The organism is Inhella inkyongensis (genome assembly GCF_005952805.1).
GTDB classification, from domain to species: Bacteria; Pseudomonadota; Gammaproteobacteria; order Burkholderiales; family Burkholderiaceae_C; genus Inhella; species Inhella inkyongensis.
Genome location: NZ_CP040709.1, coordinates 1,840,992 through 1,854,429 on the forward strand (window position 1 = coordinate 1,840,992; position 13,438 = coordinate 1,854,429).

The 13,438-nt window shown below is 65.3% G+C and carries 12 protein-coding genes and 2 tRNA genes; 11 read left to right on the plus strand and 3 right to left on the minus strand.

Translation table 11 applies throughout. The annotated features are described in order from the left end of the window. Nucleotides 1-57 precede the first annotated feature (57 nt). From FF090_RS08910 to FF090_RS08935, 6 genes are all read left to right on the plus strand, one after another. Nucleotides 58-936: a LysR family transcriptional regulator gene (locus FF090_RS08910; protein WP_246071551.1), complete on the plus strand. Its 879-nt coding sequence runs from the start codon at nucleotides 58-60 to the stop codon at nucleotides 934-936. Nucleotides 937-995: 59 nt separating this feature from the next. Continuing rightward, nucleotides 996-1,979: a tetratricopeptide repeat protein gene (locus FF090_RS08915; protein WP_138856387.1), complete on the plus strand. Its 984-nt coding sequence runs from the start codon at nucleotides 996-998 to the stop codon at nucleotides 1,977-1,979. A gap of 33 nt (nucleotides 1,980-2,012) precedes the next feature. Next, nucleotides 2,013-2,807: a prolipoprotein diacylglyceryl transferase gene (lgt, locus tag FF090_RS08920; protein WP_138856388.1), complete on the plus strand. Its 795-nt coding sequence runs from the start codon at nucleotides 2,013-2,015 to the stop codon at nucleotides 2,805-2,807. Further along, nucleotides 2,804-3,532 carry a DNA polymerase III subunit epsilon gene (gene dnaQ, locus FF090_RS08925; protein WP_138856389.1) on the plus strand — a complete coding sequence of 243 codons (729 nt, stop codon included), beginning with the start codon at nucleotides 2,804-2,806 and terminating at the stop codon, nucleotides 3,530-3,532. Before lgt ends, dnaQ begins: the two co-directional genes overlap by 4 nt. A 57-nt stretch (nucleotides 3,533-3,589) precedes the next feature. Beyond that, nucleotides 3,590-3,664: transfer RNA gene (locus FF090_RS08930), tRNA-Val, on the plus strand. Between the two features lie 41 nt (nucleotides 3,665-3,705). After that, nucleotides 3,706-3,780, plus strand: a tRNA-Val gene (locus FF090_RS08935). Between the two features lie 18 nt (nucleotides 3,781-3,798). Here FF090_RS08935 and FF090_RS08940 read toward each other — a convergent pair. Next, nucleotides 3,799-4,542, minus strand: coding sequence for an arginyltransferase (locus FF090_RS08940; protein ID WP_138856390.1), 744 nt, complete (start codon nucleotides 4,540-4,542; stop codon nucleotides 3,799-3,801). After that, the gene (gene aat, locus FF090_RS08945; RefSeq protein ID WP_138858336.1) at nucleotides 4,539-5,273 is read right to left on the minus strand and encodes a leucyl/phenylalanyl-tRNA--protein transferase; all 735 of its coding nucleotides are present in this window, start codon (nucleotides 5,271-5,273) and stop codon (nucleotides 4,539-4,541) included. Before aat ends, FF090_RS08940 begins: the two co-directional genes overlap by 4 nt. Before the next feature lie 34 nt (nucleotides 5,274-5,307). Between aat and FF090_RS08950 the strand changes: the two genes are divergently transcribed. The 4 genes from FF090_RS08950 to FF090_RS08965 are packed head-to-tail and all read left to right on the plus strand — an operon-like array spanning nucleotide 5,308 to nucleotide 9,495. Then, the gene (locus tag FF090_RS08950; protein ID WP_138858337.1) at nucleotides 5,308-5,661 is read left to right on the plus strand and encodes an arsenate reductase; all 354 of its coding nucleotides are present in this window, start codon (nucleotides 5,308-5,310) and stop codon (nucleotides 5,659-5,661) included. Further along, nucleotides 5,661-6,389, plus strand: a complete 729-nt coding sequence (locus tag FF090_RS08955) for a riboflavin synthase subunit alpha (protein ID WP_138856391.1) — start codon at nucleotides 5,661-5,663, stop codon at nucleotides 6,387-6,389. Before FF090_RS08950 ends, FF090_RS08955 begins: the two co-directional genes overlap by 1 nt. 32 nt (nucleotides 6,390-6,421) lie before the next feature. After that, entirely contained in the window at nucleotides 6,422-7,279 is an 858-nt protein-coding gene (locus FF090_RS08960) for a phosphate/phosphite/phosphonate ABC transporter substrate-binding protein (RefSeq protein WP_175423591.1), read from the plus strand. Further along, nucleotides 7,276-9,495, plus strand: a complete 2,220-nt coding sequence (locus tag FF090_RS08965) for an ATP-binding protein (RefSeq protein WP_138856393.1) — start codon at nucleotides 7,276-7,278, stop codon at nucleotides 9,493-9,495. Before FF090_RS08960 ends, FF090_RS08965 begins: the two co-directional genes overlap by 4 nt. Nucleotides 9,496-9,543: 48 nt before the next feature. On the opposite strand, the gene acnA is transcribed toward FF090_RS08965, so the two are convergent. Beyond that, on the minus strand, nucleotides 9,544-12,270 hold the full coding sequence (gene acnA, locus FF090_RS08970; protein ID WP_138856394.1) for an aconitate hydratase AcnA: 2,727 nt from the start codon (nucleotides 12,268-12,270) through the stop codon (nucleotides 9,544-9,546). 140 nt (nucleotides 12,271-12,410) lie between these two features. On the opposite strand from acnA, the gene FF090_RS08975 reads away from it, so the two are divergent. Further along, the gene (locus tag FF090_RS08975; protein WP_138856395.1) at nucleotides 12,411-13,427 is read left to right on the plus strand and encodes a GAF domain-containing protein; all 1,017 of its coding nucleotides are present in this window, start codon (nucleotides 12,411-12,413) and stop codon (nucleotides 13,425-13,427) included. Nucleotides 13,428-13,438 lie beyond the last annotated feature (11 nt).

Here is a 13,438-nt window from a genome sequence, read left to right on the forward strand (position 1 = left end):
TATCGACAGCCTGATTGATTCGATCAAGCTGCAGTTTGGAGGAGAATGGATTCCAAAATGGAATCAATAGATCCTGCGCAGGCGCGCTCCTTCTTGGTCTTGGCCGAAGAACTTCACTTCGGACGCGCGGCTGAGCGTTTGGGCTTGCGTCAGCCGCAGCTCTCCAAGCAATTGCGCGCGCTGGAAGCGGGGCTGGGCACCCAGCTCTTGGAGCGCACCAGCCGCCGTGTGCGCCTGAGCGCCGCCGGTCAGGCACTGCGCGAGCCCCTGGCCGAATGGCTGCGCCAAGGGCAGGCCTTGGGCGCCCTGGTGCAGCGGGCCGCGCGCGGTCAGCATGGGCGGCTTCGGGTGGGGCTGGTGTCGCCGGCTGGCTTTGGCGAACTGCCGCGCTGGTTACGCCGCTTCCGCGACCGGCATCCGCTGGTGGAGTTGGTGCTGCGCGAGGCCACATTGGATGTGCAGCTTGAGGCACTGGGGCGCGGCGAACTGGACCTGGGCTTGGTGCTCCAGCCTGAAGGGGTGGAGACGCCGGGCGTGCGCTGTCAGTGTGTGGGTGCCGAGCCCCTGGTGCTGGCCTTGTCCGAAGCATCGGCTCAGCGCCTTGGTGAGCGACCGACGCTGGCGGAATTGCTGCGCCAGCCGTTGGTGCTGTTCCCGCGCGAAATTGCACCGGCCCTGCACGATGCGGTCTTGGACTTCTACCGGCAGCATGGCCATGCCGTCCAGCCAACCCAGCGCGCGGTGCAGATGGCCACCTTGATCCATTTGGTGTCGGCCGACTTTGGCCTGGCCTGGGTGCCCGCGTCGATGCAGGCCCTGCAGCGTGCCGGGGTCGTCTATCGTCCCGCGCCGCGCGGGGCGCCGCGGTGCCAGACCCAGCTGATTTGGCGTGAGCCCGCTGGGCCGGTGCTGAGAGAGTTCTTGGCCTTGCTCTGAGCGGTCAACCGCGTGAGCGTCGTTTCGTTGGCGGGCTCGAGAATGATTGAATGCGCCCCATGACTCGCTGGACCTGCTTCTTGCTGAAGTGCTTGCTGATGTGCTTGAGCCTGCCGGCGCAGGCCAGCCTGTTCCGTGACCCCGTGCTGCAGCAAGCCTATGAACAGGATCGGCTTGACGCTCTGCTGCTGCAGGCTCGCAAGGGGCAGGGCGCCGAGGCCTTGGCGGGGCAAGGCCTGGCGCAGGCCCTGAGCAATGACGCAGCGGCGCTTCGCCGGGCCGAGACAGCCGCGCAAGAGTGCGTGCGCCAGTACCCTGAGGCGGCGGCCTGTCATTACGCCCAGGCTCGGGTGTTGGGTGTGCAGGCCTTGCAGGGGGGGTGGATGAGTGGCTTGCGCTTGTTGCGGCCATTGCGTTCTGCCTTGGAGCAGGTGCTGGCCTTGGATCCGCAATTGGCCGAAGCACGTCACGCGCTGCAGCAACTCCTGCTGCTGATGCCTTTGGGCGGCAGTGTGGATCGTGCCCGTGAGCTGGAGCGCGAGGTGCGCGACTCCCAGCCGGTGTTGGCCACGCTGTTGCGGGCGAATCTTGCATCCAAGGACAAGCAGTGGAGCGTGGTGGAGCGCGAGCTTGCAAGCCTGGGCTCGGTGGAGTCACCGGTGCTGCAGGGCCTTTTGATGGAAGCTTGGAATGGCTACTCACGCCAGTGGATGAAGAACAACCAGCACCAGGCGGCTCAAGCGCTGTTGGAGCGGCTGGCGCGCCAGTATCCGCAGCAGGCCATGCCGGCCTACCTATTGGGTCGTGTGGCCGCCGACGCAGGCGCGCACGCGCAGGCCATTGCGCACTACGAGCGTGCGCAGGCTTTGGAAGGGGCCGCGGCCTTGCCGCTGGCGCTGCGCATCGGCATTGCGCATCAGGATTTGGGCGCCACCGCCGCGGCCCGGGAAAACTTGCAGCGTGCGCTGCAGCACCGGCAGGCCACGCCCAAGAACCTGGAGGACGCGCAGCGCCGCCTCAAGCAGTTGGCGGCGGCGCCCTAAACTCCCGGCCCTTTGCTTCTTTCGGTGCCGTCCATGTGGGTTCATCCGCAGTTCGACCCTGTGGCCCTGCGCCTGGGGCCTTTGGCCATCCATTGGTATGGCCTGATGTATTTGCTGGCCTTCGGGATGTTCTTCTTCCTGATGCGCCGCCGCATGGCCACGCCGGCGGGTTCAGGCTGGGCGCCGACGCAGCTCGATGACTTGTTGTTCTATGGCGTGCTGGGCGTGGTGCTGGGCGGGCGTCTGGGCCAGGTGCTGTTCTATGAGCCGCTGTATTACCTGAATCACCCGCTGGAGATTCTGCAGGTTTGGAAGGGCGGCATGTCTTTCCACGGCGGCCTGCTGGGTGTGATCGTGGCCATGGCGCTCTATGCCCGGGCGCAGGGGCGGCATTTCCTGGATGTCACCGATTTCATCGCCCCGGGCGTGCCGACGGGATTGATGGTGGGCCGCATCGGCAACTTCATCAACGGCGAGTTGTGGGGTCGCGCCGCGCCGGCCGATCTGCCCTGGGCCATGGTGTTTCCGCAGGCCGGGGATTGGGTGGCGCGTCATCCTTCACAGATCTATCAGTCCCTCACCGAGGGCTTGCTGCTGTTCGTGCTGCTGGCCTGGTATGCCCGCCACCCGCGTGCGCGCGGCCGTGTCAGCGCCTTTTTCCTGATGGGCTATGGCGGCTTTCGCTTCTTCATGGAGTTCTTCCGCGAGCCCGATCACTTTGACTTCGGCCTGTCCTTCATCAGCCAAGGGCAGACCCTGTGCCTCTTGATGGTGGCGGCCGGCGCCTGGCTGTGGTGGCGCGCTCCGGCTCGGGAGGCGGTGCGATGAGGCAGATCTTTTTCGATACCGAAACCACGGGCCTGGAAGCCGAAGGGGGCGATCGACTGGTCGAGATTGGTTGCGTTGAGATGATCAACCGGCAACTCACCGGTCGCAATTTGCATCTCTACATCAACCCTGAGCGCGACATGCCCGAAGAGGCCTTTCGCGTCCATGGTCTGTCGGCCCAGTTCTTGGCTGACAAGCCCAAGTTCGCCGAGGTCGCCGAGGAGGTGATGAACTTCCTGGCCGGCGCCCAGGTGGTGATTCACAACGCGGCGTTCGACATCGGTTTCATGAACGCTGAGCTCAAGCGCCTGCGCCGGCCCCTGATGGCCGATGTGGTGGCCAGCGTGCTGGATACCTGGCAGTTGGCCAAGGAGTTGTTCCCGGGGAAGGCCAATTCGCTCAATGCCCTGTGTCGCCGCCTGGAAGTGGACAACAGCGGCCGCACCTTCCACGGCGCCTTGCTGGATGCTGAGTTGTTGGCCGAGGTCTATGTCCGCCTGACGCGCGGCCAGCACAGCCTGCTCGGCGCAGAAGGGGGCGAAGCCGCGCAATCCAGCGAAGAACCCTTGGCGCCTTTTGATTTTTCTGCGCTCGCATTGCCGCGGGTGGCGCCCACCGAAGCTGAGATCGCCGCCCATGAAGTGACCCTTAAGGCACTCGACAAAGAGAGCGGTGGCAAGACAATTTGGCGTGCAGCTCAGGAAGCTGCAAAAACCATGGCATAATCTTTTGCTTTCCCGGAGACGGCGAAGTTCACGGACTTCGGCGGCAGCAGTTTTCTGGGGCGGTTAGCTCAGCGGTAGAGCACTGCCTTCACACGGCAGGGGTCGCAGGTTCGAACCCTGCACCGCCCACCAGGTTTTCCTGGTACCCAGAAAACACAATGCCATCAGATTCCGGGCGGTTAGCTCAGCGGTAGAGCACTGCCTTCACACGGCAGGGGTCGCAGGTTCGAACCCTGCACCGCCCACCAAGACAGACCCCGCAGCGTTCAGCTGGCGGGGTTTTGTTTTTTCGGCCGGGCATCCTGCCATTGGCCGTCCACCAGGACCTGGTGTGGATCAAAGCGGGCCTTGTAGGCCATCTTGGGGCTCTGCTCAATCCAATAGCCCAGATAGAGATGGGCCAGCTTGAGCTGGCGCGCTTGTTCGATCTGCCACAGCACGTTGTAGGTGCCGTAGCTGCAGCCCTCATCGGGCGCATAAAAGGTGTAGACCGCGGATAGCCCGTCGCTCAGCATGTCCAGGATGGACACCATCTTGAGCACACCCTCGTCGCGGAATTCAATCAGGCGGGAATTGACCCGGCTTTGCAGCAGGAACTGGGTGTATTGATCGACGCTGTCGTGATCCATGCCGCCACCGCTGTGGCGGGCGGCCTGGTAGCGCAGGTAGAGCGCGTAGTGTTCGGCGCTATAGCCCAGGCGCATCACGCGCGCTTGCAAATCGCTGTGCTGGGCCCAGGCCCTGCGTTGGCTGCGATTGGGGGTGAAGCGCGCGACGGGGATGCGCAGTGGCACGCAGGCTTGGCAGTTGCCGCACTGGGGGCGATAGGTGAACAGCCCTGAGCGCCGGAAGCCCTGGCTCACCAGCTGGGAGTACGCGTCCGCATGGATCAGATGACCCGGCGTGGCCACCAGCGAGCGCGCCTGCTGGCCGCTCAGATAGCTGCAGGCATAGGGGGCGGTGGCATAGAACTGCACCTGGGTGAAGGGCAGATCTTTAAGTTGGGTCACGGGCCGAGTAGGTGGGTCCAGGCCTGGGAATCATAGGTCCAGGGCGGCGGGGCTTCGGTGTCCACGGTCTGGCGCAAATGCTGCAGAAATTCCGTCAGACCGACTTCGGCCGCGCCCAGGGAGGCCAGATGGCGGGTGTTTTGTTGGCAGTCGATCCAGGGGATGCTGTCGCGTCGGCACAGGGCGATCAGATGGCACAGGGCCAGCTTGGAGGCGTCTTTTTGCCGCGCAAACATCGACTCGCCAAAAAACATCCGGCCCAGGCGCAGGCCGTAGAGCCCGCCCACCAGCTGGCCCTGATGCCAAGTCTCGAAGGACTGCACCACGCCCCGGCGTGCCAGTTCGATATAAGCGTCCTGCATCTCGGGCAGGATCCAGGTGCCGGCTTGCCCCGCCCGTGCAGTTTCTGCGCAGGCGCGAATGACGGCCGCCGGATCGTGATTGACGCGCAGTTCGTGGTCCGGGCTGCGCAGCGTCTTCTTGAGCGTCTTGCGCAGCGAGGGATGGAGCTTGAAGTCGGCCGTCTTGAGCACCATGCGGGGCTGCAGACACCACCACAAAATGGGTTGGCCCGGGCCGTACCAAGGGAAGACACCGTGGCGGTAAGCCTCGATCAAGCGCTCGGCACGCAGGTCGCCGCCAACGGCGAGCAGCCCCGGGGCTTCGCTCTCGGGCCCCAGGGCCTCGCGCGGGTCGGGGAAGGCCAGGCTGTTGGGGTGTAGACGCACAATCACGCCCGCATTGTTTCCTTGGGCGACTCCCTTTATGCGGCTTTACGGCATTTCCAATTGCGACACGGTGAAAAAGGCGCGTGCCTGGCTGGCTCAGGCCGGCGTTGCCCATGAGTTCATCGATTTCAAGAAGCAGGCTCCCGGCGTGCAACAGCTCAAGGCCTGGGCGGCACAGAGTGGCTGGGAGTTGCTGCTCAACCGTGCCGGCACCACCTGGCGCAAGTTGGACGCGGCGACCCAAGGCTTGGCCAGCGACGAGGCCGGCGCCCTGGCCCTGATGGCCACGCACCCCAGCCTCATCAAGCGGCCGGTGGTTGAATGGGAGGACGGGCGCTTGAGCGTCGGATTCAAGCCCGAGCAGTTTCAGGCCTTGGTGGAGGGCCGCTGATGTTCACCGGCATCGTGCAAGGCGTGGCCACGGTCGAGGCGATAGAAGCGCGCGCAGGCTTGCACAGCTTGACGCTGAAGCTGCCGGCCGATTTCGACGCGGATTTGGCCATCGGTGCCAGTGTGGCTTGCGATGGCGTCTGTTTGAGCGTCACCGAGCGGCCGGCGCCGAATCGCGCCTGCTTTGACGTGATGGGCCAGACCTTGGCACTCACGACGCTGGGTCAGCTGCGAGTCGGTAGTGCTCTGAATGTGGAACGAGCGGCCCGCGATGGGGCGGAAATCGGCGGCCATCCGCTGTCGGGTCATGTTGATGCCCGCGCCCACATCAGCCAGATTCGTCGCCCGGAAAACAACCATGTGCTGCGCATCGGGGTTGACTCGCCGTGGATGCGCTACGTCTTTGCCAAAGGCTATATCGGGGTCAATGGCTGTAGCCTGACCGTGGCCGAGGCCGAGCGCCAGGCGGATGGATCGGGCTGGTTCGAGGTCTGGCTGATCCCCGAGACTCTGCGCATGACCACCTTTGGTGACAAGGCGGTGGGTGATGCCCTGCATCTGGAGATTGACCGTGGCACCCAGGTCGTGGTGGACACGGTGCGCGAGGCGGTGGACGCCAAGCTGGCGCCCTTCATGGGCCTGCTGGAGCAGTTGGCGCGCGAGCGCGGCTTGGCGGGCGCAACCGATCTCCTAGGGGATAGCGCGGAGGGCGCTGGCCGGCTGCGCTGACCTATGCTGGCCCTCAGCTTATGGGGGCTGCCATGTTGCGTCGCTTGGGTCTGGCTTGCTTGGGGCTTGTGGGACTCTCGCTCCTTTCGGAAGCGCAGGCCCAGTCCAGCGCTCCTGCTCCGGGACTGACGCTGGGGGTGTTGAATCAGCGCAGCCCGCAACTGACCGCCAGTTTCTGGAACCCCATCTTGGTGGAGTTGGGGCGCCGCATCGGCCGGCCGGTGGAGCTCCGCATGGCCAAGACGGCGCCCGAGACCACGGCCGCCACGGTGGCTGGTGAGTACGACCTGGCCTATACCAACCACTTGTTCACGCCCGAGCGTGTCCGCTTGGGATGGCGGGTATTTGCGCGCTTGGCCGGCGAGCCCATCACGGGCGAGTTCGTGGTGCTGCAGGATTCCCCCATCAAGAGCCTGAGCGAACTGGCGGGCCAGGCCGTGGCCTTCCCGTCGGCCGAGGCTTTTGTGGGCTATGCCGTGCCGATGGAGGCGCTGCGACGCGCCGGGGTCGAGGTCAAGCCCAGTTTTGCCGGCAATCAGGAGGGCGCGATGGGGCAGCTGCGCGCCAAGGCCGTGGTGGCAGCCGGCGTCAATACCAAGGTGATGGCGGCCTTTGCCGCGCGCGAGGGCCTGGCCTATCGGGTGTTGTGGCGTTCGGAGCCCTACCTGGACATTCCCTTGATGGCGCATCCTCGGGTGTCGGCGCAGACTTTGGCGCAGTTGCAATCCGCCTTGCTCGGTTTGGATCAGGATGAGGCCGGGCGCGCCGCCCTGGCCGCAGCGGCGGCGGCCTTGAAGCTGGACAAGCCGGTGCGCTTCGTCGCCGCCACCGATGCCGAGTTCGAAAACGTGCGCCAGTTCCATCGCCAAGCTGCAGCCAAAGCCCCATGAGATTGCCTAACGCACCCCTCCATCCCGCCGCCTGGAGCTTGCGGCTGCGTTTGGTGGTTGCGAGTAGCCTGGCCCTGGCTCTCACCGGCGCCTTGCTGGTGGTGGCGTTGACCTGGCGCGGCGCCCTGACGGCACGCGACGAGATGCAGGAGAGGCTGCACAGCCAGTTGCGCACCGTCGGATCCATGGTGTTGGATCAGGCCGTGGTGGGCGACTTCACGCTGATCCAGCGCATCCTGGATGAGCGGGTGCGCGATGACGACGTATTCAAACTGTGCTGGCGCGCGCCGCAGGGCATGGAACTGCAGGCGCAGCGCCCCCCCGAGGGTGAGGCTGTTCCTGCATTCTTCGTGGCGTGGTTGGGCCTGGACGATCTCTCAGATCGGCTGTCCTTGTCGGTGGGCGGCGTCAGCTATGGCAGCTTGGAGGTAAGGATCAGTGCCGCCACCGCTTACGAAAACCTGTGGGCAGGATTCGTCACCGGCTGGCAAATTCTGCTGCTCGCGTTGATCGTCAACGGCCTGGCCATTCATGGTCTGGTGGCAGTGGGGCTGCGGCCCCTGAAGGCGCTGAACGAGGCCACGCGCCGATTCGGCGAGGGCGAGCGCGAAGTGCGCCTGCCCGAGCAGGGGCCGGCCGAGTTGCAGGCCGCGCTGAGCAGCTTCAATCGCACCGCCGGTTTGGTGCAGCAGACCCTCAAGGATCTGGAGGACCAGCGCCGCGCCATTGGCAATGGCGCACTGGTGGTGGATCTGGCCCTCGACGGACGGCTGCTGGACGCCTCGCCGAGTTTCTTCGAACTGCTGGGCTATGCGCGCAGCGACCTGATCGGCCAGCCCTGCAGCCAGGTGCAGTGCCAGCCGCCTGATGCGGCGCAGCAGCAACTGCAGTTTGAAACCATGATGCGCCGCGGAGTGTGGCGCGATGACCTGGTGGTGCGCGCAGCCGATGGTCGGGAGCTGTGCCTGCACCATGCCATGACCCCGGTGCTGGGAGAGGACGGCCAGCCCGAGCGTTTCATCTGCATCGCCTTTGACGTGACCGAGCAGCGCCGCGCCGAAAGCCAACTGGCCCAGGCCAAGCTGGCGGCTGAGGCGGCCAGTCAGGCCAAGTCTCGCTTTCTTTCCACCATGAGCCATGAGATCCGCACCCCGCTCAATGGCGTGCTGGGCATGGCCGAGCTGCTCAGCTACACCCCGCTGCTCAGTGACCAAAAGCGCTTTGTGCAGGGCATTCAGAGTGCCGGCAAGGCCCTGCATGAGCTGCTCAGCGACATCCTCGATCTGGCCCAGGTGGAGGAGGAGCGGCTGCAGCTGGAAGTCCTGCCATTTGAGCCGGCTCGTCTGATGGACGAGGTGGCCGTACTGTTCAGACCGCTGGCGCAGGCGCGTCGCAATCAGTTCGAGCTCGATGCTCAGGGGCTGGATTCTCTTTGGGTCGCAGGTGACGCCAGTCGTCTGCGCCAAGTGCTGAGCAATCTGCTGGGCAATGCCAATAAGTTCACCGAGGGTGGGGTGGTGCGCTTATCGGTGCGGGCCGTCACGGTCCAGGCCGAAAAGGTCGAGTTGCACATCGCCATCACCGACACCGGTGTGGGCATGTCGGCCGAGGCGTTGGGCAAGTTGTTCGAGCGCTTTGGCCAGGCCGAGGCCTCCACCCATCGCCGCTATGGCGGCAGTGGCCTGGGCCTGGTGATCTGCAAGCACATCGTCGAATTGATGGGCAGCCGCATCGAGGTCAGCAGCCGCGAAGGGCAGGGCAGTTGCTTTGAATTCCGCCTCAATCTGGTGCGGCTGGAACCCGCAGCGGCACCGCAACCCGCTGCAGCCAGCATCAGTCCTGGCCTGCGGGTGCTGGTGGCCGAGGACAACCTCATCAATCAGAAGGTGGTCGCCCGGCTGCTGGAGCGCTTGCAGGCGACGGTGGTGCTGGTGGACGACGGTGCCCAGGCGCTGCGTGAGGTGCAGCAACAGTCCTTTGACCTGGTGCTGATGGATTGCCAGATGCCCGAGCTGGATGGCATCGAGGCCACCCGGCGTATCCGTGCGCTGCCTGCGCCCTTTGTGCAGCCGCCCATCGTGGCGTTGACGGCGAACGCCTTTGCCGAAGACCGCCGGGCGTGCCTGGCCGCCGGCATGGATGACTTTCTCAGCAAACCCGTCAGTGGTGAACGGCTCGCTGAGCTGTTGGCCCGTTTGCCCACGCTGCGGCCATGAAAAAGGGCGCCCCGCTGGGGCGCCCTTGGCATGGTTTGCGGGTCCGGATCAGGCGGCCAGCAGCTGACGCAGCACGTAGGGCAGGATGCCGCCGTGGAAGTAGTAATCCACTTCGATGGCGGTATCGATGCGCAGGGTCAGCTTGACTTCCTTCTTGCTGCCGTCGGCGCGCGTGATCACCAGCTTGGCATCGCCCTGGGGCTTGATCTCCTTGGCCAGCTCGATGTCGATGGTCTCGGTGCCCGTCAGGCCCAGACTCTCCCAGCTGTCGCTGCCCTTGAACTGCAGGGGCAGCACGCCCATGCCGATCAGGTTGGAGCGGTGGATGCGCTCGAAGCTCTTGGCTACCACGGCCTTGATGCCCAAGAGTTGCGTGCCCTTGGCGGCCCAGTCGCGGCTGGAGCCGGTGCCGTACTCCTCGCCAGCGAAGATCACGGTGGGCGTGCCCTCGGCGATGTACTGCATGGCGGCGTCATAGATGGCCATTTTGTTGCCACCCTTGAGGGTGTAGCCACCCTCTTCGCGCGAGCCGTCGGCCTTGGCCGGCAACATCAGGTTCTTGACGCGCACGTTGGCGAAGGTGCCGCGCATCATCACGTCGTGGTTGCCGCGGCGTGCGCCATAGCTGTTGAAGTCGGCCTTCTGCACACCGTTCTCGACCAGGAACTTGCCGGCCGGCGTGGTCTCCTTGAAGGAGCCGGCGGGCGAGATGTGGTCGGTGGTGATGGAGTCACCGAACAGGGCCATGACCTTGGCGCCCTGCACACCGGTGGTGACGGCCTTGGGCTCCATTTCGAAGTCGCCAAAGAAGGGCGGCTCGGCGATGTAGGTGCTCTTGGGCCAGTTGTAGACCTGGCCCTTGACGCCCTTGATGGCGTCCCACAGCTTGCCGGGCTTGTTCTTGACCTTGTCGTAGTTCTCCTTGAACGCCTTGGCGTTCATGGCGTGCTTCATCAGCTTGTAGACCTCGTCGCTGGTCGGCCAAATGTCGCCCAGGTAGACATCCTTGCCGCCCTTGCCCTTGCCCACGGGCTGGGTCATCAGGTCCTTGGTGACATTGCCGGCGATGGCATAGGCCACCACCAGGGGCGGGCTGGCCAGGAAGTTGGCCTTCAGGTTCGGGTGGATGCGGGCCTCGAAGTTGCGGTTGCCCGACAGCACGGCCGCGCAGACGAGGTCGTTGTCCTGGATGACCTTGTTCAGCTCCGGCGTCAGGTCACCGGCATTGCCGATACAGGTCGTGCAGCCATAGGCGGCGACGTTGAAGCCGAGCTTTTCCAGATAGGGCAGCAGGCCGGCCTTCTCCAGGTACTCGGTGACGATGCGCGAGCCGGGGGCCAGCGAGGTCTTGATGTGCGGCTGCACCTTCAGGCCCGCTTCCACGGCCTTTTTGGCCAGCAGACCGGCGGCCAGCAGCACGCCCGGGTTGCTGGTGTTGGTGCAGGAGGTGATGGCGGCGATCAGCACGTCGCCGTTCTTCACTTCCACGCCGTTGTCAGCCTTGAAAGTCTGGCCCAGCTTTTCGGCCGGCTGGTTGAAGCCGTTCTCGCTGGTCGGCTTGCTGAACAGCTCACCGAACTTGCTCGACAGGTGGGTGATCTCGATGCGGTCCTGCGGGCGCTTGGGGCCGGCCAGGCTGGGGGCCACGGTGCTCAGGTCCAGTTTGACGACTGAGGTGTAGTCGATCTCGCCGGCCTTGGGCACGCCGAACATCTTCTGCGCCTTCCAGTAGGCCTCGAAGGCTTCAATCTCGGCCTTGGTGCGGCCGGTGCCCTTGAAGTACTCGACGGTTTTTTCGTCGACCGGGAAGAAGCCCATGGTGGCGCCGTACTCGGGGGCCATGTTGGCGATGGTGGCGCGGTCCGGCAGGGCCAGGGTGCGGGTGCCTTCGCCGAAGAACTCGACGAACTTGCCCACCACCTTGTGCTTGCGCAGGATCTCGGTGACGGTCAGCACCAGGTCGGTGGCGGTCACGCCCTCGCGCAGGGCGCCGGTCAGCTCGAAGCCCACCACGTCCGGGGTCAGGAAGTACACGGGCTGGCCCAGCATGCCGGCCTCGGCCTCGATGCCGCCCACGCCCCAGCCGACCACGCCGATGCCGTTGATCATGGTGGTGTGGCTGTCAGTGCCCACCAGGCTGTCGGGGTAGTACACGCCGGCCTTGTTCTTGTGCACGCCGCGTGCCAGGTACTCCAGGTTCACCTGGTGCACGATGCCGAAGCCCGGGGGCACGACGCCGAAGGTGTCGAAGGCCTGCATGCCCCACTTCATGAATTCGTAGCGCTCGCGGTTGCGCTCGAACTCCAGCTTCATGTTCAGGTCCAGGGCCTTCTTGTTGCCGAAGTGGTCGATCATGACCGAGTGGTCGACGACCAGATCCACCGGGACCAGCGGCTCGATGGCCTTGGGGTTCTTGCCCATCTTGGCGGCCACATTGCGCATGGCGGCCAGGTCGGCCAGCAGCGGCACGCCGGTGAAATCTTGCAGCACCACGCGGGCGACCACGAAGGGAATTTCGTCGTTGCGGGCGGCGGTGGGCTTCCAGTTGGCCAACTGAGCCACGTGCTCTTCGGTCACCTTCTTGCCATCGCAATTGCGCAACACCGACTCCAGCACGATGCGCATGCTCACGGGCATGCGGCTGACGTTCGGGAACTGCTTGGCCAGCTTGGGCAGCGAAAACAGCTGGCCTTCCTTGCCAGACGCGGTCTTGAAGCTGGCTTGGGTCTTGGCAAAGGGGTGCGCGGCAGCGCGAGCGGGCTTGGCTTTGGCCATGGTGTTGTCCTAGGAAAAAACGGCGGGCGCAACGTTACCGCGTTTATCCGGGGGTTCCGGCCTTGGGGCCTGTGCTTGTGGCAAAAACGCGAGATGGCAAGCCCGGTGTCAGCGCAGCGTCTGCTTATAGTCAAGTCGACATGCCCTTTGACGCCTCCCCCTCGGTCTGGATTTGGGTGCTTCTGACCGGCAGCGCTGTGCTGCTGGGCGTGATGCTGGGCTGCCGGTGGCTTGGCGGGATGCGCAAAGGGCGGGTTCAGGCTGCTGCAGCGATGGCGGAGGCCCCCCCCTTGATTCCGTCCTTAGGGCCCTCCGACTGGGCCAGCCTTGCGCAAGGCTTGAGTCAAACGCGGGACGAAGCTGCCGCCTTGCAGTTCACGCTCAGCCATCTGGCGAGGCCCCTGGCGCTGGGCGCGGCGCTGGCCGCGTTGTGGGACCCACCCACCCAACGCCTGCGGGCTGTGGCGCGTTGGGGCGGCGAGGGGGCCGAGCTGCCCGCCTCGGAGGCGCTGGCCCTGTTGCAGCAGTGCGCGCTCAGCGCCCGCCCTCAATGCTTGGATGAAGCATCGAGTGCCGGCCTGCGCATTCGTTCGGGCCTGGGCGCGATGGCGCCTCGCAGCTTGCTGCTGTGGCCAGTCCGCCAGGCCGGACAGGTGTTGGCGGTGCTGGAGCTGGCCAGCCTGCGCAAGCTGACACCAGCGGACCAGCAGGCGCTCAAGGACCTGGAGCCCTTGCTGGCCTTGGTGCTGCAATCACATGCCGCCGCGCTGAGGGCTGAGCCGGTTCAGGCCGGTCCGGCTGCGGCGGGGGCGGTTGACGCGGCCGCGTCAGACACCTCAGCCCTGATGTTGGTGCGCCAGGCACCGCTGCCCATGGCGCTGTATGCCGAGTCCGGCCGCGCCCTGGCGCTCTCCGCGGCCTGGGCTCAATGGCTGGGTCTGGCGCCTGATTTGGCGGCCAGCCGCAATCTGCTCAGCCTGTGGATGCGGCCCGAGAGTCAGGTTGAGTTGTTGCGCCAGCTGCACCAGCAGCCGCAGTTGCAGGGCTGGACGGTGGAACTGGCCCATGCCCAGGGTCATGCGCTGGCGGCTCGAATGAGTGCCTGCCGGGTCCAGGTGGCCGGCCAGTCGGCCCTGCTCTTGATGAGGGGAGGCTGAGTGCGGGCCGA